The organism is Lyngbya sp. PCC 8106 (assembly GCF_000169095.1).
In the GTDB taxonomy this organism is placed as follows: Bacteria; Cyanobacteriota; Cyanobacteriia; order Cyanobacteriales; family Microcoleaceae; genus Capilliphycus.
Window position 1 is genome coordinate 137,587 of sequence record NZ_AAVU01000005.1, and the last position, 25,449, is coordinate 163,035.

The window sequence follows — 25,449 nt, forward strand, 5'->3', positions numbered from 1 at the left end:
GTTTGTAAGCCCAAAACCCAAACGCGATTTTATCGCTCTAGGGAATCGAGTTATGCTGGTTTGTCCTCAATGTCTGTTTGAAAATCCGAGTCATCACAAGTTTTGTCAGAAATGCGGCTATAGTTTAACGCAGCGTGTTTGTGGTGAGTGTGGTTCTACGGTTTCTCTGAGTGTGCTTGATTGTCCTGATTGTGGTACAAGGACAGGTACGGTTTGGTTGGCGGTTGTTTCTCGCTTACCTGTTGAGTGTGAGCATGATATTCTTGATCGAGTTGAAAATCCTTCCTCTTCACCAGAACGAGATCGACTCGGTGGCGCGATCGCTGAAATCTCTGAAGAAACTCAGACACAAACTGATAAAATTCAAGCGGCTTGGGTTAAATCTGAGCCAGAACTGACTCCTGATCAGATGGCATCTTTGAGTGAAAATGGTGTAGAAATTGATTCGGTGGCTTCTGATCAGATTTGGGGTTCAGAGGCTTTTGATGCAAGTGAAATTCCTGTTTGTGACGCTCTCGATCCTGATGCAAGTGATGACTCTAATGACTCTGTTGAGTTAAAATCAGATGCCTCTTGTCTTCCGGGCTTAGACAAGGGAATGTATTTAGATGAAAATCAGCGATATCAACTGATTGAACCCTTAGAGACGTTGAAACCGGATGAAACGGTAACGGTAGAAGTTCTTGATACTCAGCCGCTTGAGATGTCTCCCTTAGAAGCCGCCCAACTTAACCTACTGTCGTCATCCGAGAAGATGGATACTTTTGTGATTGCTGCGGCGCAAGCTTATTTTATTTTACAATCTCAGTTTCAAAACCATTTTCCCAAACTTAAAGATGCGTGGAAATCGGATCTCTACACGGTTGTTCTTCTGGAAAATTACTCTAATTTTCCGATGTTACTCGAAAAGTTTAAGGATTCACAAACCACACCTCAACAAATTCTTTCTGGGTTTCAACAAATGGCGGATTTATGGGAACCTTTGGAGGAGTTTCAGTGTCGTCAAAGTTTACTTGAATTAACGAATATTCTGGTTTCTCCGACTTTTCCCCACGAGATTTGTTTACAAAAGTTGTATCGGGATTTTCGAGCGGATACTGTTTCTCTCTCGGATTTAGGTAAAGCTTGGAAAACGTTAATCCAACAGTCACAGCGGACTTTGTTTGGTTCTTTGACTCAATTACTTCGAGATCTAAATGAAGGTGAAATTAAAACGATTACTCAACTCCAAAATCAGTTAGCAGAGGTTGAACAAGAACTGAATTCTTCTTCGACTGAAACCCCGGTTATTCCTATTTCTTCCCCAACTCGTATTCAGGAAGATGTTGATGACGACATCACTGATGTACCCACTGGGGGTAGCGTTGCACCCACGATTCCTCGTCTTAGTCAATTGTTGCATTTAGAGGCAGTTGGAGCAACTGATATTGGTCGCCGACGTCAACGCAATGAAGATTCGTTTGGGGTACAAACTACAATACACGAACAACAAACGCCTCAAGGACGAGTGGTAGAAGCCAAAGGATTGTATATTTTGTGTGATGGTATGGGAGGACACGCCAGTGGTGAAGTAGCGAGTCAGTTGGCTGTCGATACACTCAAGCAATATTTTCAAAGCCAATTGACGGGTGAACTCCCCACCTCGGAGATGATCAAAAATGCGATTATCCAAGCCAATACTACAATTTATGAAGCCAACCAGGAAGCGGTTCGTTCTGGAGTTGGACGCATGGGGACAACCCTAGTGATGGCAATTGTAGCTGAAAATCAAGTGGCGATCGCTCATGTCGGAGATAGTCGGCTGTATCGTTTAACTTCTCGGGGGATTGAACAAATTACGGTTGATCACGAAGTCGGACAACGGGAAATTCAACGGGGAGTGAGTCCAGATGTGGCTTACGCTCGTCCTGATGCTTACCAACTGACCCAAGCGTTAGGCCCGCGCGATCGCAATTTCGTTAAGCCCGATATCCAGTTTTTGGAAGTACAAGAAGATACTGTCTTTATTTTAGCATCGGATGGGTTAACAGACAATGATTTACTCGAAATCTATTATGCTACTCATCTTGATCCTCTACTCAATCCCAAAACCGATCTTGATGCTGGAGTGAATCAGTTAATTGAGCTAGCAAACGAACACAATGGTCACGATAATATCACGATTATTGCGATTCGGATGTTAGTCTCTCCCAGTCGGAAATAGGGGAGATGGGGAATAGAGAAACAATGATGACAAATGATTGGACTCCCGCAGTTGAGTGACAAGACAAGTCAGATCACTTGATCTCTGCTATCATTGATTCGTAATTTTCTGTAAAGTTTTAGAGGTCAACTCAAATGGTATGCTCATTAGAGAGGAGCTAGAGACATTCCCCTAGAACGTTTCTACCCCTTTGTACTGAATTCTCTACAAAAACATCTATGAGATTGCCTGATGGCCCCAGGCTACCTGCGTTACTCCAAACTTTACAAATCATCGCCCAACCTACTCAATTTTTAGAACGGTGTGCGAACCAATTTGGAGATTGTTTTACGTTACGGGTACTGGGTTTTAACTCACCTCCAATTGTCTTTTTTAGCAATTCTGAAGCCATTGAAGCCATTTTTACCACCGATACGGATAAATTTGAACTCGGCAAAATTACACACGTCTTTCAACCGTTAACGGGATCTCAATCGTTAATTATGCAGGATGGAAAACGTCATCAACGTCTGCGTCAATTATTGATGCCATCTTTGCATAGTAAACAACTTCCTGCCTATGGTCAAACTATTTGTAATTTAACCCTAAAAGCGACTCAAAATTGGTCTCCAGGTGATTTTATTTCAATTCGAGATTATACCTCAGAAATCGCCCTAGAAGTGATTTTGCAAGTGGTCTTAGGGCTGAAAGAAAATAGACGTTATTTTCAACTCAAGCATCTGATTGAACCCTATTTAGAAAGCGTCAATAAACCTCTCAACTCAATTCAGTTTTTCTTACCGCCTTTACAACAAAATTTGGGTCAGAAAAGTCCTTGGGGAAAGTTTCTAAAACAACGAAAAAAAATTGATGATTTAATTTACGCTGAAATAGCTGAACGTCGAACAAAACCCCTCGGAGAAGATGTTCTTTCACTACTCATTTCGGCGAAAGATGAAGCAGGTCAACCTCTAACTGATCAAGAACTCAGAGATCAACTCATTACATTATTACTCTTAGGGCATGATACCACAGCATCAGCTTTAGCTTGGGCATTTTATTGGATTCATCGCTATCCAAAAATTGTCAATCAATTAGTAGAAGAATTAAACAGTTTGGGAGAAAATCCTGATCCGATGGATATTGTCCAACTGCCTTATCTCAATGCAGTTTGTCAAGAAACTTTGCGAATTCATCCCATTGCGTTAATTTCTCAACCGAGAGTCGTTAAAGAAAGTATCAAAATTGAGAATTATCAGTTTAAACCCGGTACAATATTAGTCCCTTGTATTCATCTGGCGCATCATCGTGAGCAAATTTATCCCAACTCTAAACAGTTTAATCCAAATCGTTTCCTAGAACAAAAATTTTCGCCCTATGAATATTTACCCTTTGGAGGCGGAAATCGTAGCTGTATTGGGATGGCACTTTCTTTATTTGAAATGAAGCTAATTTTAGCAACAATTTTGTTAAACTATCAGTTAGCTTTCAATCAAAGTCATGTCGTTAAACCTGTTAGGCGAGGAATTACAATTGTTCCTTCGATTAATTTTAGACTCACAGTTTTGACGAGAAAGCAAGCAGGAATTGCTAGTAAAAGTGTCAACCACTAAACTCAGATTAAGCAACTAAAATACTGATTATGACAACAAAACTGATTACAGACACCAATCAAAATAAACTCTGGTTAGCCGCCATTAAACCCCCAATGTATAGCGTTGCTATCATGCCAATTTGGTTAGGGACAGCAATTGCTTGGTTTGAACAACAATCCATCAATTGGGTAATTTTTACAACGTTTATGAGTGCGGCTATTTTAATATTAGCTTGGGAAAATATTCATAACGATGTATTTGACTCAGAAACAGGAATTGATAAAAATAAAGCTCATTCTTTAGTTAATTTAACCGGAAAAAAGAATATTATTTTTGCGATTGGTTTACTCTGTCTAACGATAGGAATTGTTGAAATATTTTTAATTTGTTGGTGGCAAAAAGACTTTACTGTAATTAGTTTAATTCTGGGTTGTTGTTTCCTGGGATATCTTTATCAGGGGCCGCCTTTCCGCTTAGGTTATCAAGGTTTAGGTGAATTTCTTTGCTTTTTTGCGTTTGGGCCGTTGGCGGTTTCTGCGGCTTATTATAGTCAGACTCAGAGTTGGTCAAGTATAACTTTTGCGGCTTCAATTATTCTCGGAATTTCCACAACTTTAATATTATTTTGTTCCCATTTTCATCAAGTCAAAGATGACTTAGCTGCGGGAAAATATTCCCCAATTGTGCGTTTAGGAACTAAAAGAGGCGCCCAACTTCTGCCCGTTTTTTGTGGTATAATCTTTGCAATTATAGGAGTCAGTGTGATTTTAGGAACGTTTCCCATTTGGACGTTATTGAGTTTTGTGGGTTTACCTTCTGCAATTAAACTTTGTCGTCATGTGGGTTTAAATCACGATAAACCAGAGTTGGTGAGTAATTGTAAATATATTGCGGTTTCTCTACATTTTTGGAGTGGGTTGCTGTTAGGATTGGGGTTTGTAATTCCTTTCTAGATTCATCGGTGTAATTTTCCCAATTCTTCTAATTTTTCCGAAACAATTGATTCAAAATAGAGTCATAGTAATAATCTGCCGAATGTACCTCATCAATAGGCAGTTTAATGGAGAATCTGGGAGAAAAGCACCATGAAAACTATCTTTAAATGTAGCTTGGCGTTGTTATTGTTTGCGAGTGTATCTGCTTGTACTCCCCAATCTTCTGTGGGTAATACGAATGGAGAAACAGTCCCCTCTCAAACCCCTGAAACTGAAACCAATTCATCTAATATAAAGCCTGTAACAGAAGTTGCAACTGTTCCCCAAGTCGAAGGGTTTACGATGGATGAGTTATTCGATAATGGTGGTGGAGGTTGTGGGATGAGTCTCTGGAAATCTGGAAGTAACCCTCCTGAAACAATACTCTTTTTTAATGGAACCGAAGCGAATTCAACTCTAATGAAAATTAACGGTGAATTTGTTAAATTTCAGCGAACCGAAGCAACGGGAGAAGATTTTTACGGACAAAAAAACTCACAAATGTTTATTAGTGAAGATGGAGAAATTGAGGTAACGGTTGATGTGGAACTTGGGGAAAAAGGAGAAATAGAATCTGTTGGAATTCCCCAGGGAACTCTACAAATTGAACAAGCGGGGGAAACGGTAGAAATTCCCGTTGTTGGGGATGCGGGATGTTAGATTAACCCCAAAATAAATCCTCTGACTAAAGTTTTAAGTCCTCTGGAGAGGACTACTTTATCTGTCATTTTAAATACAGCAAATAATCTCTAAAAAACTTTTATTTTTATTTAGTTTGATCGTCATCAAAGTGGTAATTGGATAGCTGAATATTTAGTCGAAACACATGGAAAGTGACCTACAACCCTTCAGAGTCTCACTAATCTTAACTGAAGGTAAATTAAATGACTGTTTCTCTAAACTCCCATTCCATCAACACCAACCTGTCAACCGAGTTTGATCTCAATAATATTAAGGAGTTGTTGTCAAATTTTCACGGCTTTGAAAGTGGCGAGATTAGCAATGAATACGAAATGACTGTGATGGATATGTTAGAAGTAATTTTAGGCGATCGCTTTCGGTATTGTCCGCAAGTACCCTTAGAAATTATTTGTTCTCGTTCAGAGTTTTGTCACCTACCCAATGACATTTGGAAATTTTGGGTTAATTCAAAAGTCGATATTGCATTAATGGAACGAACTTTTCCTGCTAATCGTCAAGCAAAACTTGTGGTAGAATGTCAGTCTTATTTTCATAATTTACCTGATGTTCAAAAACGCGATCGCCTGAAAGCTGAACTTCTTTCTGTAGTAAAAGTTCCTCTTATTTATGTGCGACGAGTTGATGAAGATGGACGATTTTATCGCTTTTTTACTCCCGATGAACGAGACGAAATCTATTATAGCGCTACTTGAATCGGGAATAGGGAACAGGGAACAGCGCTTGCCTTGCGGCCCGGCGCGGTTTCCGGCGAGACTTAGTTGGCAATCTTAGGGAACAGCAGACTATGAAAGCGGTGTGACCCTGCGGCTTTGTAAGCCGCCAAGGAATGCACACGCCTGAGAGGGTTTCAGAATTTAGAAATGTCCTAACCAATTTGCGTAGTGCTATACAATCCCATTACCCAAGTCGGACAAACGAAACTGAAAACATTTTTGGAGGTTTATCTGTAAATCATCAATTTATGTTCTCTTAACTCCCCTTTCCTCATCGGAGAGGGGTTGGGGGAGTGGAAATCCTATGTCGAGATCGCTCTAGCCGCCTAACCCCATTTTCAGGTTTGGAAATTCTGTGATGGGAATAGATCACTCTCAGGCAATGTTTCCCTCATCTGAGGCGAGGACACTTCGACTAAACCAGTTGAAAGGATAAAGATAAAATACAAGAAACTATCAATGGCTGATCTGATCCTGGAGCCTCAAAATCAAATTTGCTTTAAGTAATCTTTACAGAAATTACTTGCCAATCGTGAATTAAGTAGGATATAGTTAGACTAAAGCTATAAGCTACTGTCATTATAATTAAACTCGGGTATGAATAATACAGATATGAAAAGACTTAAAATCATTATGATGGGGCCTTGTCTGGAAGAAAAAGGGGGAATGGGTAAAGTCTCAAAATTAATCTTAGAAAATACTTGTAAATCAATAGAGATTCGACATATATCTACGTGGAATGGTAAAAGGTCTAGCCAATATTTAGCTTCTTATGTCAAGGTTTTTCTGCAAGCAGTGATTAACTTTTTAATTCAATTAATTCAAGGAAAAGTAGACTTAGTTCACCTTCATCTGTCAGAAAAGGGGAGTTTTATTCGTAAATCTATTCTAATTTTAATCGCTTGGGCTTTCCATAAACCTATAATATTACATACTCATGGAGCAGAATTTCATATTTTTTATAATCAACTTTCTACCCCCTTGAAAAAAATAGTAAACTTTATTTTAAAACAATGTACATATGTGATTGTCTTATCCGAGAGTTGGAAACAGTTCTACATCAAAAATTGTCATCTCAGCGAAGATCGAGTCATCTTGCTCTATAATCCTGTTAGCATTCCATCCCAAATCCCAAACCGTAGCAATAGTCCTCTATTGAATTTTGTATTTTTAGGTAAAATTGATCAGCGAAAAGGGATTTACGACTTACTAAAAGCATTTGCTACTTTACCTATTCAGCAGCAAAATCAAGTCAATTTAATACTCGCAGGAACTGGAGAAGATGAGCAAGCTAGACAGTTAGCAAAAACTTTAGGGATTGAAAAAAATGTTCAATTTCCCGGATGGATTAATGAGAGACAGCGAGATAATTTATTAGCTAAAGCTCATGTCTTTCTTTTACCTTCTTACCAGGAAGGTTTACCAATGGCATTGCTAGAAGCCATGAGTTGGGAACTTCCATGTATTACAACTCCAGTCGGTGGAATACCCGAAGTTATTACCGATGGAGAGACGGGTTTGCTCGTTGAACCTGGTAATATTGAGCAATTAGCTACAACTATCTGCTCTCTGACGACTGATGAGTCCTTGAGGCTTAGATTGGGTAAAGCTGCTAGAAATCAAGTCAAGTGCTTCGATATTAAGATCTATAATCAATCTTTGTTCAAGTTGTATTGGGCAGCATTTCAACAAAATCAAAAGTCTAACACTGTTAGCGTTGAACCCATCTCGAACAGTATTAATACCGAGAAGTTGGTAGAGAAATAACTTGACATCTGATGTTTTGAATTTATGATTGAGGTGTAGATGCTTCTTAACTTGATAAATAATCCCTATTCGTCGCCCATGCAATCTCAAGAATACCCAGAGGATATTGATCTCCAAAAGTATTGGTTAATCCTCAAGCGGCATTGGCTACCTGCAACATTAGTTTGGTTGCTAGCTATCGGAGCAGCAGTATATGCCGCATTCTCAATAGAAGAAGAATATGCAGCTTATGGTAAATTGCGCCTGAAGAAGCAAAACGCAATTTCTGCCTTAGTTACAGATGCCGGAGAGAAAATTGGAACATTAGATTCTCTGAATATGCAGGATTCACCGCTAGATACAGAAGCGGAGGTACTTCGTTCGAGTCCTATTATTAAGCAAACCATAGAATCCTTAAACTTAACCACAGACGAAGGTGAGTTAGTGAATTACGAAGATTTCGTTAGCAAGTTGGGAGTAAAAGGTATTCCGGGGACTGACGTTTTAACGATTTCTTACACCAGTACAGATCCCCAAGAAGCAGGTGATATCGTTAATACCCTAATAGAAGTTTATATCAAAAACAACTTGCTAGTTAATCGTGCTGAAGCTGTTTCTGCACGAGAATTTATTAGTGAAAAACTTCCAAAAACCGAGAGAGAACTTCTAAAAGCTGAGGAAGATATGCGTCGTTTCAAAGAAAAAAACAATATTATTGATTTACAACAAGAATCTACATTGGCAGTACAAACAATTGAGCAACTTGATAGTCAGATTGAAGCGACTCAAACTCAGATTGAAAAACTAATGGCTCGAACGGTAGAAGTTAAAAATAAATTGGGTCTTTCTTCAGCCGAAGCAATTAATCGTAGTGCTTTAAGTGAATCCGATTCGGTTCAGCAGGTACTTAGTAAACTGCACGAGGTAGAAGATCAATTAGCTATACAACGAACAGTTTTCGTTGATCTATCTCCAGAAGTTAGAATCTTAGAGAATCAAAAAGTAGCTCTGGAACAACTTCTTCAAGATAGAGTCAGTCAAGTTGCAAGAAGTCAAAATATTTCTCAAAGTGACTTCTCTTTGGGTGAAATCGAAAAGGGATTAGCTGAACAACTGGTTTCTTCTGAAGCAGAAATAGAAGGTTTAAGGAAACAGCTTGAATCACTCTATGCAATTCATGCAGAACAACAACAAAGAGCTAAAATTTTACCTCAACTTGAACAGACTCAACGAGAGCTAGAACGTAAGGTAGAAGCTGCTCAAGCCACATACACGACTCTAGTGGATCGTCTCCAGCAAGTTCAAATTGCTGAAAATCAAAATGTAGGGAACGCTCAGATTGTTAGTCCAGCTATTATTTCACAATATCCTGTTTCAACCAGTAAAAAGATCGTCGTAGCAATGGGAATAATCGTCGGGGGTGTCTTGTATGTAATTGTATCTTTTGTTTTAGAACTCTTAGATCGTTCGATCAAAACCAGTAAGGAACTACGAAATATTTTTAATTCCTACACCTTACTGGGGATGATTCCCAATTCTAAAAAGAAAAAAGTTTCCTTTCCCGGTAAACGCTTGGAATCAGTTATTCCGGAACATCAGGCTATAAAAGATCCTCACTCAATTATTAGTGAAGCCTATAGAATGCTACAAGCTAATCTCAAGTTTATTAGTCCTGATCATGAACTCAATTTTATTGTTGTTACCAGCGCTGTTTCTCAAGAAGGTAAATCTACAATTTCAGCTAATTTAGCCGCAGCCATGTCTCAAGTTGGCAGTAGGGTTCTATTAATTGATGCCGATTTACATCATCCTCAGCAACATCACATTTGGAATTTAACGAATGAAGTTGGATTGAGTGATGTCATCGTTAACAAAGTTGAATTAAATAGTGCAATTAAGCGGATTAGTTATAATCTAGATGTTCTTCCGTCAGGAGTCATTCCTCCTAATTCTTTGGCGCTTCTTGAGTCCAAACGAATGAATAGCTTAATGAAAGATTTACGAGCAATTTATGATTTTATCATCGTCGATACTTCTCCCTTATTATTAGTTGCTGACGCTTTAACTTTAGGAAAAAAAAGTGATGGCATTTTATTAGTAGCTCGACCCAAAGTGATTGATAGTGTTAGTGCTATTGCTGCCAAAGATTTACTTACAAAATCAGGTCAAAAGGTTTTAGGTTTGGTGACCAATGGCGTGGTCGTGGAGAATGAGCCAGACAGTTATTTTCATTACGCGAAAAGCTATTTTAAAAACGATACTAACGTTACATATCTACAAAATGAAGATTGTCTACAGTCCCACCTCTAAGAAATTCATCTAAAAAATAGCAATCTACTCAAATCATAGATTAAATCTCTAAGATTTACCGAAGAACTACATTAAAAAATATAAAACAAAATCTAAAAATTTATGATTAAGATTATAGACCGAATAAAAAAACGTAAAAAAAACAAAAGTTCCACAAATAATTTACATCGTTTTTTATTAAAATCAGCGACAGGAACTTTTGGGTTTAAAGTAGCTAATGCTTTTTTAATATATGCTAACAGTTTGCTTTTAGCTCGTGTTTTAGGTTTCCAAGAATTTGGAAGCTATACTTATGTTACAGCCTGGGTAAATTTATTAGTCATTCCAGCAGTTCTTGGGTTGGAAGGATTGCTCACTCGTGAAGTTGCCATTTATCAAACTCAATCCAAATGGAATTTATCTCACGGTTTAATTCAATGGTCAAATCGTATTGTTTTATTAAATTCTGTTGGTTTAGCTTTACTCACAACTTTAATTATTTGGGGATTAACATTAACTTCTAATTCCCAACAACTCTTGGTTTTTGCGATCGCCATGATCTCATTACCGTTCATGGCTCTTTCACGACTTAGACAGTCAACCATGCAGGCTCTACGTCATATTGTGGTTGGACAAATACCAGAAATGCTAGTTCGACCGATTATATTAATTACAAGTCTGGGTGGAATAGCATTTTTTTTGAATAAAAATATAACGGCATCGGGAGCGATGGGTATTTACCTAGTCGCCAGTATTACGACTTATTTAGTGGGCGAATGGCTGCTGCGAAAACACCGTCCCAAAAGCATCAAGCAGGCCCTACCAGAGTACCAATCCAAATATTGGATTAAAAGCGCATTACCAATGTTGTTGATTGGGAGTATGTATCTGATTAATAATCAGACCGATACCGTCATGTTAGGAATTCTAAAAAATTCTGAAACCGTAGGTCTTTACACAGTTGCAAATCGGGGTGCAGGATTAATTTCTTTTGTTTTAATTGCAATTAATACAGCAATAGCTCCGACTTTTGCCAGCTTATATGCAGAAGGAGACCTAAAAAAACTACAGAAAGTTGTGACTAATGGTTGTCGAGTTGTATTTTTTGCTGCGCTAATAATTGCTACAATTTTAATGGTCTTTGGCCAGCATTTTTTACTTTTATTTGGTGCGGAATTTATTCAAGGAAAAACTGCTTTAATTATCCTGTGTTTGGGACAACTTATTAATGCATCAACTGGTTCAGTTGCACTTCTTTTACTAATGACAGGTCACGAGCGTGATACTGCAATAGGAGTAACCATTAGTGCCTTGCTAAATATTTTATTAAATGTTATCCTAATACCAGAATGGGGTGCAGAAGGAGCAGCAACAGCAACCGCTGCTAGTATGATGGTTTGGAATATAATTTTAGCAGTATTTGCTTACAAAAGACTGAAAATAAATTCAACAATTTTAGCTATAAAATAACCAAAACAAGGATTATGATGAATCAGCCAAACTTTTTTATCGTCGGCGCACCCAAATGTGGAACTACTGCTCTCAGCGATTATCTCAGTGAACATCCTAATGTCTACATTTCTGCACCTAAAGAGCCTCGGTTTTTTGCAGAATACTTCCAACTTCCTAATATTAAAACTTGGGATCAGTATCTCAGTTTATTTCAAAATGCAGAGGGAAAGCTAGCCATCGGAGAAGCATCTGTTCATTATCTTTGTTCATCTACAGCAATTGAAAAGATATATCAGTACAAGCCAGATGCTAAGATTATTGCCATGCTTCGTAATCCAATTGATTTAGTTTACTCTTATCATTCTCAACTCTTTTTCAATCAAGATGAAGTTGAAGTTGATTTTGAAAAAGCCTGGCGTTTACAAGATGCAAGAGAAAGAGGAGAAAATCTTCCTCCCTTAGCTGAAAATCCAAAAGCCTTGCAATATAGAATGATTGGTCAATTGGGATCTCAAGTTGAAAATCTCCTGTCATTTTTTAAACCTCAACAGGTTAAAATTATCTTGTTTGATGATTTTAAGACTTCAACTCAATCGATTTACGAAGAGGTACTATCCTTTCTCAATGTTCCCTCGGATCACAGAAGTCATTTTCCTCGAATTAATGCGAATAAGAAATACAAAGTTGCTTGGCTTGCACTCTTAACAGATAGAACTCCAAAAGTCGTGTTAGATGGAGTTAAGATTGCCAAACAAGCGGTTGGAGTCAAAAGTTTTGGAATCGCTAATGCGGTGCGTCAAATCAACAATCAAGAGTATCAGCGACCCCCTTTAAGTCCTCATTTTCGTTCAGAATTAATTAAAGAGTTTCAAGAAGAAATAGACAAACTAGAAAAAATCTTGAATAGAGATCTCAGTCACTGGAGGAAATAGATCAAATGATTTAATTGTCATTTTTTGAATTGACTTTCTTTAAGTTATCAAACTCATCATGGAAAAAAAATGTTAGTCAGCATTCTGATCAATAACTATAACTATGGACATTTTGTGTCCGATGCTATCGATAGTGCCTTAAGTCAAACTTATTCAGATGTAGAAATTATTTTAGTTGATGACGGTTCTACTGATAACTCTTGCGAAATTATCACATCTTATCAAAATAAAATTACTACAATTTTTAAAGAAAATGGAGGTCAAGCATCAGCTTTTAATGTAGGGTTTGCTAAAAGTCAAGGAGATATTATCTGTTTTCTGGATGCTGACGATGTATTTCTACCTGAAAAAGTTACCCAGATTGTTAACTGTTTTGAACACCATCAAGAGATTGGATGGTGTTTTCATCCTCTGAGGTATGCAACAGAGGATTTGTTAGCGTATAGCGAAACAACAATACATACAGGGAAATCAGGAGTCTACGATGTCAGGCCTTATATTCAGCGAGGGAAATTAAGGGATTATATCCCCTTTCAAGGAACGGTAACTTCGGGACTTTGCTTCACTCGAAAGCTATTGCAGCAAATTCTACCTATGCCTGAAGAAATTAGAATCACCAGTGATGATTACTTAAAATATTCAGCTTTTGGAATTAGTCCAGGTTTTATACTGTTGCAGGATTTAGCTTTGCAAAGAATACACGGTAACAATGCTTATACGATGAGAAAAGACAAACAGGAACTCCGGGCAAAAATAGAGATGTTAACCGCTTATCATCTCCGGGAAAATATCCCTTATATTTCAAAATTTTCTCACAATATATTTGCAATGGGATTGAGTAAATACCAGCCTTTAAAGTTGGACAATGAAAGCCATGAAATTCTGATTAAAAACTATTTTTTAAGCTTATCTTTTTATGAAAAACTAGAAATTAATTTGAGAAGTCTATATCATCGAATGAAACAAGTGAACCTCCGGAGAAATAGCGGTGAAAAAGTTACCTAAATCTTTTGAGCATCTATTTACAATTTGCGCTTTGCTCTTTTTTACTCGTTCATTGGATGCCGAAAGTTTGTTTAGTGCTTCTGAGGGCGAAGAGGGAGTTATTTTAACTTATAATCCTTTTTCACCCCTTCTTTCACTGATGCAACATGGAATCTTCCTAATTACTCTATTTTTACTCTTTGAACGATGGAAAATGACGATAAGAACTGTCCTCAGAGGGCGATTTGTCTGGGGCTTAGTGATACTTATTCTTCTTTCCTTTCTCTGGTCTGATTTTCCAGATTTAACTCAGCGTCGTTCAATTGCATTTTTGGAAACAACTGTATTTAGTATCTATCTGGCATCACGGTATCCCTTACCAGACCAACTGCAACTGATTACACGAGCGCTTGGAATTGCCTTATTACTCAACTTGTTATTTACTTTAGCTGTCCCAGGAAGTGGAATAGAGTATGGAATTCATGCAGGAGCTTGGCGAGGTTTACTGATTCAGAAAAATCTTTTAGCTCGCTTGATGATTTTAGGATTTATTGTTTTTTTAGTCACAACACCAAAAAATAAAAGGCAGTTTTATCTTAAAAAGATATTTTTATTTTTATTTGTTGCTTTAGTCTTGCTTTCGACTTCAAAGACTGCTCTAATGTTGCTAATATTATTGTTCATGCTTTATTCATTATACAAGGCTCTACGATGGTACTCTCTCAGAGCAATTCCTTTCTTCCTGAGCGGTATATTAACCATTGGATGTGTGATTACATTTGTGGTGAGTAATGCAGAAAGATTGGTGTCAGCCGCCGGACGAGATTTAACTCTATCTGGTCGTACAGTAATTTGGTCTGCCTTGTTTGATAAAATTCAAGAAAGACCGTGGTTAGGATTCGGATATATGGGATTTTGGCATGGTGTTTATGGGGAATCTGCCTATGTGGGTAAAGTTTATGGAACAACATACATTCCACCTCATTCTCATAATGGGTTTATTGAGTTAGTTCTTGGTTTTGGCTTTGTGGGTGCATTACTCTTTGGATTAAGTTTTTTGAGTGTGGTAAGAAAGTCCTTTATTTTAATTCGGATAACAGAAACATCAGAAGGGTTGTGGCCCCTGCTCTACTTATCCTTTCTGATTCTTTATAATCAAACAGAGATGACTCTGATTGAACATAATTCTATTTTCTGGGTTCTCTATGTAGCACTAGCTCTATCTCGGTTTTCATACTTCAATAAAGAGAAGATAGAACCTTCCTACGGCGCACACTCAAAACCACTATTGTTACCTTAAACTTGGGAGATGATCATTAATGACTAAAATCGCAATTTTTTTAACCTCTTTAGATGGAGGAGGAGCCGAACGAGTGATGATTAACTTGGCTAAAGGCTTTGCCGAACAGGGTATGAGCATCGATCTCATTTTAGTGAAAGCTGAAGGCCCCTACTTATCTCAAATCTCATCAAAGGTTCGGGTTATTGACTTTCAGAAAAAACGACTTTTAGAGAGTTTACCCAAATTAATTGATTACCTTAAAACTGAACGTCCAATAGCCTTACTTTCCGCCTTAGAAGATACAAATGTTGTCGCTCTTATTGCTCATCGTTTGGCTCAAGTTCAAACTCAAACAATAGTCACTGTTCATAACAATCTTTCCCGCGAGTCTCAGAACGCAACTCAACTCAAACGAAAGTTATCTCCTCTGATGGTACGCTGGTTTTATCCTTTGGCAAATACCGTAGTTTCTGTTTCTAAAGGTGTAGCTGAAGATTTAGTCAAAATTGGTTTAGACTCCCCAAAAATTCATGTTATTTATAATCCTATTTTTACTCCTGAACTTCTTAAAAAAGCTCAAGAACCTATCGTCGAACACGAATGGTTTTTACCAGAACAGCCTCCCATTATTTTGGGAGTTGGACGCTTAAATAAACAAAAAGATTTTCCAACATTAATTCATGCCTTTGCAAAAGTTAGACAGCATAAATTGGTTCGATTAATCATACTGGGTGAAGGAGAAGAACATTCTTATTTAGAATCTTTGGTACAAAAGCTTGGTATTACAAAAGACGTTGCTTTTCCTGGATTTGTCCCAAATCCCTATGCTTACATGGCACATTCAGCAGTTCTAGTTCTTTCATCTGCCTGGGAAGGATTTGGTAATGTTTTAGTGGAGGCAATGGCTGTAGGAACTCCGGTAGTTTCTACAAATTGTGAAAGTGGCCCAGCAGAGATTTTAGCAAATGGTCAGTATGGTCAGTTAGTTAAGGTTGGAGATAGCGATGAAATGGCAGAGGCAATTCTCCAAACAATAACTACACCCACAGATTCAACATTACTACAAAAGCGATCTCGAGACTTTTCTTTGGAAAATTCAGTCTCTCAATATCAAAAGTTATGGCTAACCACCTCAATTTAAAAAACTGCCTTGCTCAATTATGTTTTGTAATATAATAAGAATATCTTCTTGAATAGGATTTTTTTCAAAATGTTGGATCTATTTGAAGCTTTAAAAGTCGATATTGATCGATATGTTTATACTGATAGTTACTCTTGGCTGATGATTGTTTTATTTAAGCAAGGAATATGGGCAACGATACAATATCGATTTAGTCGATGGGTACATATTAAAGTTCATGTTCCTGTAATTCGACAACTTTTGAAAGCTTTTTGTGCAATCTGGCAAAAATTAATCGAAATTATAACTGGAATGGAAATTCCTAATCGAGCTGAAATTGGCAAAGGTCTTTATATTCCCCATACGGGCGGAATCTATATTCATTGCGATGTCAAGATTGGAGACTATTGTAATTTAAGCCAAGAGGTAACGATTGGTGTCGGTGGACGAGGAGAAAAAAAAGGTTGTCCTCAAATCGGGGATCAAGTTTATATTGCCCCAGGTGCGAAAATATTTGGTCCAATTACAATTGGAAATGATGTTGCCATTGGAGCCAATGCTGTTGTTACAAAAGATCTGCCCGATAATGCAGTTGCAGTTGGAATTCCGGCTAAGGTAATTAACTATAAGGGGTCTCAAGATTTCATTAAATATCGAGATAAACCTGAAAGTTCAGTGAATACACCGATGGAAAAATTAGAGTGTTAAAAGATTTCTTGATTCTTGATTTTTAATCAGTATGATGGGTGAGAAACCAGGACATCATACTGATTAAAAAATATTATTTCATGTTTTGAACAATAGCACTTTTTGGCATATAATTAACTTGGGATTTTGGAAATTATTAATATGAAAATTAGCATCGGTATTCTAGCGTATAATGAGTCTGAGTTTATTGTCAAAATGCTGCATTCTCTCTTACAGCAGAGTCTATTTCAGGAACCCAATCCAGAATGGATTATCGAAATTATTGTTGTTCCCAATGGATGTACAGATAATACCGCAGAAATTGCAAAAAAAACTTTAGAAACTTCAATAGGTGTATTGAACAATCCGAATATCGATTGGCAAGTTTCTGAAATTCAACAACCGGGAAAATCGAATGCTTGGAATGTCTATACCCACTCATTATCAGCAACAGATGCTCAATATCTTTTTCTCATGGATTCTGACATTGAATTGCTCGATCCTAAAACATTAGAATCAATGATTGCCGTCTTGGAAGCTAGACCAGAAGTGTGGGTTGCTGTTGATAAACCGATCAAAGATGTCATGCTCAAAGAGCAAAAAAGTCTGATGGAAACGCTTTCTGCCAATGTAGCAGGTTTATCCGGAAATAAAGCAGTAGAAGGTGGTGCAGCATGGATTTGTGGTCAACTCTATTGTGGGCGAGCAGAGGTACTCCGTCAAATCTGGCTTCCAATATCAATACAAATGGACGACTCCTTTATCTATGACATGATTACAACAGAGGGATTAACGGCTTCTATGAAACCGGAACGAGTGATTCTGTCTCCCTCAGCATCTCATGTTTTTGAAAGTTATATTGGCGTGCGTAAGATCTTACGCCACGAGAAATGGCTAATTATTGGAGCTACAATTAATAAGCTGCTTTATCATGATCTTGTGCCTCATGTCAGCAATTTCCAAGAAACGGGCTTATTGATTAAGCAACGTAATGAGCAAAATCCATTATGGCTAAATGAACTGGTTGAGAAAGTAACCCAAGAAAAAAGCTCATGGTTAATTCCTCAAAATATTCTGACTCGTCGATTCCAAAGTCTATCGAATAAATCTATATTCAAATCAGTTTTATTTTTTCCTTTAGCTACGTTGGCATTTTTTGTTGATATCAGTCTCTCCATACAAGCAAATTTTGAGCTTCAGAAAGGAAAAGCCATAGGATATTGGGGAAAGTCAACGGATTAATTTCTTGGAAGAGTTAATCATAATTATTCTATATTTTTATGTATGTGAAAATTCAGAAACTTTTTCTCTCTATCAAGTCATGTAGAAATTTCCTTTCTGCACGAATTATGTACTGTTTACTGACAACATCTGTTGTCTTCTTGGTTATACTCATCCAAAGTCCCTTGACTTCTCTAATTGCTCCAGAAAAATGCTCTCAGTTAGCAGGGGATGATACCTTTATAACCTCTACAGAAGAAACTTATGAGTGGGGAGGAGTCAAAATTGGAGCAGGTGGATTTGTTACAGGTATTGTGATCCATCCTCGTACACCTGATCTCATATATACTCGTACAGATGCAGGTGGAGCTTTTCGCTGGAATCCCACTAACCAAAGCTGGATGCAACTCCTAAGTGCTGATTCAGTTCCTGGAAATATTGACTATAACGTAGAGAGTATAGCACTTGATCCCAATAACCCCAATATTGTTTACATTGCATTAGGCGGTTACACCCGTTCAAAAAAACAACTTGTCTCTGGATTCTTACTTAAATCTACGGACCGAGGAGAGTCTTGGAAAACTTTGGACTTATCCTTACCGATGGGAGGGAATGAACCTTGGCGATGGACAGGAGAACGCCTAGCGGTTGATCCAAATAATAGTGATATTGTCTACTTTGCTTCTCGTTTGAATGGGTTATGGCGAAGTACAGATGGAGGAACATCTTGGAGTCAAGTCAACCCGGAACTTGTTCCCATTGGTCAACCGAACCCTGACACTGATAAACAAGCCGGAGTCACTTATGTTGTCTTTGATGGTTCTTCAGGACTAACTGATAACAGAACAAAGGTGATTTATGTTGGCGTTTCCGGTGAAGGGATATACCGCACAACTGATGGAGGAACAACTTGGAAACACCTAGAAGGTGGCCCAGATACAGAATTAGTCCCTCAGCAGGCTGTTGTGAATACTCAGGGAGAATTAATTACTACTTTTTATCGCACAGAAAAAGATCCTCGCGGATCGGTTTGGAAATTGACCTCAGAAAAATGGCAAGAAATTACTCCAAAACCGAATCGAAATTATTCTGCGATCGCTATTTCTTCTAACCCAAGTGATACTCTGTTTGTTGTTAGCTATCCGATGACTCCTGATGATATATACCGATCTGACAATGGAGGTCAAACTTGGGTTCAACTCCACAACAAAATTGATAAGCTTTCATGGTGGCCAGAGTGGAGTTTTTATACTCTAACAGGGGGTATTGCAGCCTCTCCGTTTAATTCCGGTGAACTGTGGTTAACCAATGGAGTTGGGGTTTGGAGAACCAATTCAGCCCATGATAGACAGGTGAAATGGTCAGCAACAGTTGATGGTATTGAAGAAACAGTAACCTTTGATGCAATTAGTCCTCCTGGGGGAAAGTTGATTACTGCGATCGCTGATTTTGATGGATTTTATCATGACAGCTTATGTTCAGTACCCATCAGAAATCATGGAAATGGTAACTTTATCACCACAACCAGTTTAGCCTACAGCAGCACTCATCCTAATTTTATTGTTTCTGTTGGAGCAAGTCATCACAATCCCCAAGAGATACGAGCAGGTTTTTCTGAAAATTATGGCAAAACCTGGCACAACTTTCGCTCAATTGAAAATAAAACTCATCCCAGTGACCTAGTATTCGGTAATATTGCCGTTTCTGCAACCGATACTCGAAATATTGTTTGGCAACCTAGTAATGGAAAAACTCCATACTTCACCAAAGATAGAGGAAGAACTTGGCAACAGATTTCTTTTTTTGAACAGAAAGAAATAGAAAGGGGATCTCATACTCATCTGTGGAACCGACAACAGGCATTAGCGGCTGATTCTGTGAAAGCAGGAACATTTTATATATATCATCATGTAGGTGGACGTTTTCTCCGCAGCGATGATGGAGGGGAAACTTGGAAAATTGTTAATGAAACTCTACCTGATGAGGTTTGGCAGGGTGCTAACGTGAAAACAGCACCCGGTATTAAAGGCGAGGTTTGGGTAAGTCTGAGTGAAAAAGGTTTATACCGTTCTAGTAATTTTGGAGAAGACTTTGTTAAACTTGCCGTTGAGGAAGCGAATGTTCTCGGTTTTGGTAAAGCCGTACCCAACACAACTTCTCCAACTGTTTTCCTTCAAGGTAAAATCAATGGCGAAACAGGTGTTTTTCGATCAACAAACTTAGGTCAAACTTGGGTTCAGATTGCAGACTATCCAATGGGTTATTTTGGAAAGTTAAGAGTAATCACAGGTGATATGAATGTTTTTGGACGAGTCTTTCTGGGAACAGGAGGAAATGGATTTATATACGGACAATTGTTAGAAACAAATCAGGATAGGTGACAAATCAGGAGAGAAAAAAAGTAGGGGATAACTGAAGTTCTATTTAAAGCAAAGAAAAAGGCGCAAAATGCGCCCCTAACTGATTGTATTTGTTCAAATTTTCTGGAGTCTAACTAGAGTTAAGAAGCAGTAACCGCAACCTTTTCTGTAGACCCTTCTGCACTCGCTTCTGGAGTATTCTCCTCTGAAGGCGGTACCACTTGCCAGAACTTCGGCAAATATTCAGACCAATTGGCTAAAATTGTCTGTGCTTTTTGGCTACCTGTGCGTTCGCCGTGTTGTTCGATCAATTCCTTTAACTGCTTTTCGCCAGCCGGAGTACAAACCCGTTGAATCTTGACAATTTCCCCATTCAACCGTTCTGGCAACTGGTTATTTTCATCGAGGAAATAGCCAATACCACCCGTTTGACCTGCCGCCACGTTACGACCAACAGCACCCAACACCACGACAACACCACCTGTCATATATTCACAACAGTGATCGCCAGCGCCTTCTATTACCGCCCGTCCCATCGAGTTCCGCACCGCAAACCGTTCGCCCGCTTGACCCAAAGCATACAGGGTTCCTCCTGTTGCCCCGTACAAACAGGTATTACCAATAATCACGTTTTCCGACGGATCATAACTCGCCTCTGGGGAAGGCTTGATAATCAACTCTCCGCCGTGCATTCCTTTACCGACGTAATCATTCGCTTCCCCAGTCAACGTTAGCGTCATTCCCGGTAAATTAAACGCCCCAAAACTCTGACCGGCTGAACCCGTGAAATTGAGAGTAATTTGCCCTGAAAATCCGGTATTACCGTACCGACCCGCAATTTTTCCAGCAATTCGCGCCCCCACAGTCCGATCAGTATTCACCAGTCGAACCGTTTTATTAACAGTCCCCTGGTTACGAATCGCCGCCGCAATATCTGCATCTTCGAGTAACACATCATCCAAGACTGGGCCGTTACTGTGAACTCCCTCATGGTTCAACCAATCGCGATCACTTCGGGTATCGGGCAAATTGATCAAACAATCGAGATTAATCGCGCTTGTCTTGGTCAGTTGTACCCCTTCGCGCATCTTCAGTAGATCAGAACGGCCCATAATATCGGTTAGCGAACGATAGCCCAAACGCGCCAATAACTGTTGCACTTCCGAAGCGATCAAGTAGAAGAAATTCACCACATGATCCGGCGTACCCGGAAAACGTTTGCGTAAATCTTCCCGTTGAGTCGTCACACCCACCGGACAACTATTGGTATGACAAATCCGCGCCATAATACAGCCTTCTGCAATCATGGCGATGGTACCAAAGCCAAATTCTTCAGCCCCCATCAACGCCCCCATGACCACATCCCAGCCGGACTTCAAGCCGCCATCGACCCGTAGCCGCACGCGATCGCGAAGTTTATTTTCCATCAACACCCGATGAACTTCAGTCAATCCCAATTCCCAAGGTGTACCGGCGTGTTTAATCGAAGACAAGGGACTTGCCCCAGTACCGCCATCGTGACCAGAAATCTGAATATAATCAGCATTTGCCTTTGCCACCCCAGCAGCGATCGTACCGATGCCAATTTCTGCCACTAACTTCACCGAAACCAACGCTTCGGGGTTAATCTGATGAAGGTCAAAAATCAGTTGGGCTAAATCCTCAATCGAATAAATATCATGGTGAGGAGGCGGTGAAATCAGCGTTACACCTGCCTTAGATCGCCGCAGCATAGCAATGTATGCACTCACTTTTTTACCCGGTAACTGTCCACCTTCTCCGGGTTTTGCCCCTTGGGCGATTTTAATCTCAATCGAGTGGGCATTCATCAAGTATTCTGGCGTCACCCCAAACCGTCCCGAGGCAACTTGTTTAATCGCGGAACTCGCACTATCTCCGTTGCGTAAGCCTTTTAAATAGGGACGACTGGCTGAATTCCCCTGGTCATCAACATCTTCCAAGGCTTTAAACCGGGCTGGATCTTCTCCGCCTTCACCCGAGTTAGACTTTCCGCCGAGGCGGTTCATAGCGATCGCTAAAGTTTCGTGGGCTTCCGGCGACAACGCCCCCAATGACATCCCCCCTGTACAAAAGCGTTTGACAATTTCGACAACAGATTCAACTTCTTCGAGGGGAATGGATTGGCGATCGCTCTGAAAATCAAGCAAATCTCGTAAAGCCGAAATCGGGCGACCTTCTAGATATTTCTGATAGGCTTGATAATGGTCATATCCCGGTACATCCGAACCATTTTGATTACCATTAACACTCTTGAGAGCCTGATGTAAAACTTTAGCCAATTCGGGGTTATTGCTATGATATTCACCCCGTTTGAAGAAGTTTACAAAGCCGTAATTTTCCAGTTTTTTCTGTTCAATTTCAGGGAAAGCTTTCACATGAAATTGGTAAACTTCTTGACTAAGTTCGTTAACCGTTAACCCCCCAATCCGAGAAGTTGTGCCTTTAAAGCCCAATTCCAATAAATCACCACCAATGCCAATCGCTTCAAAAATTTGAGCGCCCTGATAGGAAGACAGCAGGGAAATTCCCATTTTGGAGAGAATCTTTAACAAACCGCCTTCAACTGCGGTGCGATAATTTTTCTGAGCATCGCTTAAACTCAGAGACAATTTCCCTTGTTCAATTGCCTTTTGAGTCTTGGGTTGTGACCACCACCCGCGTACACTTGCAAAAGCCAAATAGGGACAAACCGCAGAAGCCCCATAACCAATTAAACAGGCAAAATGATGGGTACTCCAACATTGAGCAGTCTCAACCACTAAAGAAGCGCTACAGCGTAACCCCGTTGTAATCAAATGATGGTGAACTGCACCGACAGCAAGTAGAGGCGGAATATAAGTCAATTCTGCACTCAGATTGTGATCGCGATGCGTCTCCCCAGAAGAATCGCTTAAAATGACAATTTTTTTGCCTTGGCGAACTTCATCTTCAGCCCGTCCGCAGAGTTGCTTAATGGCTTGTGCGAGTCCATCTGGGCCTGTCGAAACGGGATATAAAGTTGAGAGTTTAATCGTTTCAAACCCACTTTGACAGAGTGCTTCGAGTTCAGCTTCATTGAGAACAGGAGACTCTATTTTCAGCATCCGGGCATTTTCGGGCTGCGGATCGAGTAAATTTCCCCGCCCGCCGAGTTGCATATTCAACGACATCACGATCCATTCTCGCAATGGATCTATCGGGGGGTTGGTGACTTGAGCAAACCGTTGTTTGAAGTAGTCGTACAGCAAATGAGGTTTGTCTGACAGCGCCGCCAAGGGAATATCATCCCCCATACAAAAAGTCGGTTCTTTCCCCAAACTTGCCATATCCGCGATCACCATGTCCAGATCTTCTGAACCATAGCCAAAAGCCGTTTGTAGGCGCAACTGGGTTTGGGGATCGAGGTTAGAAGTCTCATCCTCGAAGGGTTGAGGTTCTAGGTTAACGCGATAGTTCTCCAGCCATTCGTGATAAGGTTGGCGACGGGCAATCCGTTCTTTGATTTCCCAGTTTTTGAGAACTTCGTGACTTTCGAGATCAACCGCTAACATTTGCCCTGGCCCTAAACGGCCTTTTTCAACAATCTCGGATTCGGGAATATTTACAACCCCTGCTTCTGAGGCGACTATCACGAGATTATCTTTGGTAATGCAATACCGCGCCGGACGCAAACCATTACGATCTAAAGTGGCACCGACTTGTTTACCATCGCTAAACACCAGCAATGCCGGCCCATCCCACGATTCTTGTAAGCCGCTGTAATATTCGTAAAAATCGACAATTTCTGGACGCGATTGCAGATCCGGTTGATTTTTGTAGGCTTCCGGCACCATAATCATCAAGGTTTCCAGAGGAGTTCGTCCGGTTCTCACCAATAACTCCATGACATTATCGAGGTTAGCCGAGTCGCTATTGGTCGCATCAACAAACGGTTTTAAGGTTTCTAGACGTTCTCCCCAAGTGTCCGAGGCTAGCTTACCTTCGGCTGCCCGCATCCAGTTAATATTACCCAGAAGGGTATTAATTTCGCCGTTATGACCCAATAAGCGCATCGGTTGAGCTAGAGGCCATCGGGGCATCGTATTCGTGCTGAAACGTCGATGATAGACTGCAAAGGCACTCTTGTAAGCCGGATTTTTTAAGTCGAGATAAAACTCTCCCAACACTGCCGAACGCACCATACCTTTATAGACAATTGTGCGACAGGAGAAGGAACAAATATAGACATTTTGCCCCCAGATAAACCCTTTAGCTTCTAAAGCATAACCAACTGAACGTCGCGCTAGATACAATTGCCGTTCGAGAGCATCTCCCGTTTGATCGGTCTTGGAGGAGACAACGACCTGTTCGATCAAAGGCTGATTTTCTCGAGCTTGTGGCCCTAAAACATCGGGATTAACGGGAACTTTGCGCCATCCCAGATTCGTCAAATTTTCTGCCGCCAATACCTCCTCGATCACTTGCCGAGTTTTAGCGGCTTGTTGTTCGTCGGGGGGTAAAAACACCATCGCTACCCCATAAGCTTGATGCAATTGTTCTGGGGATAACTGCTGAAGGCTAGAGAGTTCGGGGGACTGTTGCAACAATTCCCAGGGAATAGCACTCATTAACCCGGCTCCATCTCCGGAGTCATAGTCAGCACTACATCCGCCTCGATGTTCTAAACAGGTGAGTGCAGGTAATGCTTTTTCGATAATGTCATGGCTGGCTACACCGGATGGATTGGCAATAAAACCGACTCCACAGGCATCTCGTTCTTCAACGAGCCATCGTTGACCCCCGTAGGGAGTCCCTGAACTTGTTTGACTCTGTGTTGTACCCTGACTCGAAAAACCTTTGATTGCAGAGGCTTCCGCCATTTTTTCCCCTGTCATCGGTTGATTTTGATTCTCGCTTGTGTTGATGTGATCCATTTCGTAAATGTCGATTAAACTAACTGTGGAATCGCTCGCTGCGCCAAAAATGGCTACAGATGGCAGTTTTACAGGTGGGTTGAGGAACTATTTCAGTCAAACCCGATACCTCAACGCCTTGATAGACTTATTGCTCCGTAACCAGTTGATCCGTTTTTTCCGACAACAATACCTGCGCGGAACTTGCGATCGCAGTCTCGACACCGGAAGGTTGATAGAAATTGTAAGTAATTTAGGATTAAAGAAAAACTGGCAAAATTTCCAACAGCGTAGTCACTAAAAATATATCTATTTAAG

At 39.9% G+C, this 25,449-nt stretch carries 16 protein-coding genes; 15 read left to right on the top strand and 1 reads right to left on the bottom strand.

All coding sequences use genetic code 11. The features are described from left to right. Window positions 1-52 precede the first annotated feature (52 nt). From L8106_RS05355 to L8106_RS05425, 15 genes are all read left to right on the top strand, one after another. Window positions 53-2,203: a serine/threonine phosphatase gene (locus tag L8106_RS05355; protein WP_009783197.1), complete on the top strand. Its 2,151-nt coding sequence runs from the start codon at window positions 53-55 to the stop codon at window positions 2,201-2,203. Between the two features lie 218 nt (window positions 2,204-2,421). After that, window positions 2,422-3,795: a cytochrome P450 gene (locus tag L8106_RS05360; protein ID WP_009783198.1), complete on the top strand. Its 1,374-nt coding sequence runs from the start codon at window positions 2,422-2,424 to the stop codon at window positions 3,793-3,795. Window positions 3,796-3,824: 29 nt separating this feature from the next. Beyond that, window positions 3,825-4,730, top strand: a complete 906-nt coding sequence (menA, locus tag L8106_RS05365; RefSeq protein ID WP_009783199.1) for a 2-carboxy-1,4-naphthoquinone phytyltransferase — start codon at window positions 3,825-3,827, stop codon at window positions 4,728-4,730. Window positions 4,731-4,862: 132 nt separating this feature from the next. Continuing rightward, window positions 4,863-5,411 carry a hypothetical protein gene (locus L8106_RS05370; RefSeq protein ID WP_009783200.1) on the top strand — a complete coding sequence of 183 codons (549 nt, stop codon included), beginning with the start codon at window positions 4,863-4,865 and terminating at the stop codon, window positions 5,409-5,411. 224 nt (window positions 5,412-5,635) lie between these two features. Then, window positions 5,636-6,145: a hypothetical protein gene (locus L8106_RS05375; RefSeq protein WP_009783201.1), complete on the top strand. Its 510-nt coding sequence runs from the start codon at window positions 5,636-5,638 to the stop codon at window positions 6,143-6,145. A 633-nt stretch (window positions 6,146-6,778) separates the two neighbouring features. Continuing rightward, window positions 6,779-7,933 carry a glycosyltransferase family 4 protein gene (locus L8106_RS05380; protein ID WP_071941368.1) on the top strand — a complete coding sequence of 385 codons (1,155 nt, stop codon included), beginning with the start codon at window positions 6,779-6,781 and terminating at the stop codon, window positions 7,931-7,933. A 78-nt stretch (window positions 7,934-8,011) separates the two neighbouring features. Then, window positions 8,012-10,222, top strand: a complete 2,211-nt coding sequence (locus L8106_RS05385) for a GumC family protein (RefSeq protein WP_009783203.1) — start codon at window positions 8,012-8,014, stop codon at window positions 10,220-10,222. A gap of 102 nt (window positions 10,223-10,324) precedes the next feature. After that, window positions 10,325-11,671 carry a flippase gene (locus L8106_RS05390; protein ID WP_009783204.1) on the top strand — a complete coding sequence of 449 codons (1,347 nt, stop codon included), beginning with the start codon at window positions 10,325-10,327 and terminating at the stop codon, window positions 11,669-11,671. Between the two features lie 14 nt (window positions 11,672-11,685). Then, window positions 11,686-12,585, top strand: coding sequence for a sulfotransferase (locus tag L8106_RS05395; protein ID WP_009783205.1), 900 nt, complete (start codon window positions 11,686-11,688; stop codon window positions 12,583-12,585). A 69-nt stretch (window positions 12,586-12,654) separates the two neighbouring features. Beyond that, entirely contained in the window at window positions 12,655-13,590 is a 936-nt protein-coding gene (locus L8106_RS05400; RefSeq protein WP_009783206.1) for a glycosyltransferase family 2 protein, read from the top strand. Then, window positions 13,574-14,869, top strand: a complete 1,296-nt coding sequence (locus L8106_RS05405; RefSeq protein WP_009783207.1) for an O-antigen ligase — start codon at window positions 13,574-13,576, stop codon at window positions 14,867-14,869. Before L8106_RS05400 ends, L8106_RS05405 begins: the two co-directional genes overlap by 17 nt. A gap of 19 nt (window positions 14,870-14,888) precedes the next feature. After that, on the top strand, window positions 14,889-15,992 hold the full coding sequence (locus tag L8106_RS05410) for a glycosyltransferase (protein ID WP_009783208.1): 1,104 nt from the start codon (window positions 14,889-14,891) through the stop codon (window positions 15,990-15,992). A 69-nt stretch (window positions 15,993-16,061) separates the two neighbouring features. Beyond that, a complete protein-coding gene (locus L8106_RS05415) occupies window positions 16,062-16,679 on the top strand; it encodes a serine O-acetyltransferase (RefSeq protein ID WP_009783209.1) in 618 nt (205 codons plus the stop codon). A gap of 141 nt (window positions 16,680-16,820) precedes the next feature. Next, the gene (locus tag L8106_RS05420; RefSeq protein WP_009783210.1) at window positions 16,821-17,900 is read left to right on the top strand and encodes a glycosyltransferase family A protein; all 1,080 of its coding nucleotides are present in this window, start codon (window positions 16,821-16,823) and stop codon (window positions 17,898-17,900) included. A 164-nt stretch (window positions 17,901-18,064) separates the two neighbouring features. Further along, entirely contained in the window at window positions 18,065-20,260 is a 2,196-nt protein-coding gene (locus tag L8106_RS05425; protein WP_156803593.1) for a hypothetical protein, read from the top strand. Window positions 20,261-20,379: 119 nt separating this feature from the next. Here L8106_RS05425 and gltB read toward each other — a convergent pair whose 3' ends face one another. Further along, window positions 20,380-25,152: a glutamate synthase large subunit gene (gltB, locus tag L8106_RS05430; protein ID WP_009783212.1), complete on the bottom strand. Its 4,773-nt coding sequence runs from the start codon at window positions 25,150-25,152 to the stop codon at window positions 20,380-20,382. Window positions 25,153-25,449: the final 297 nt, after the last annotated feature.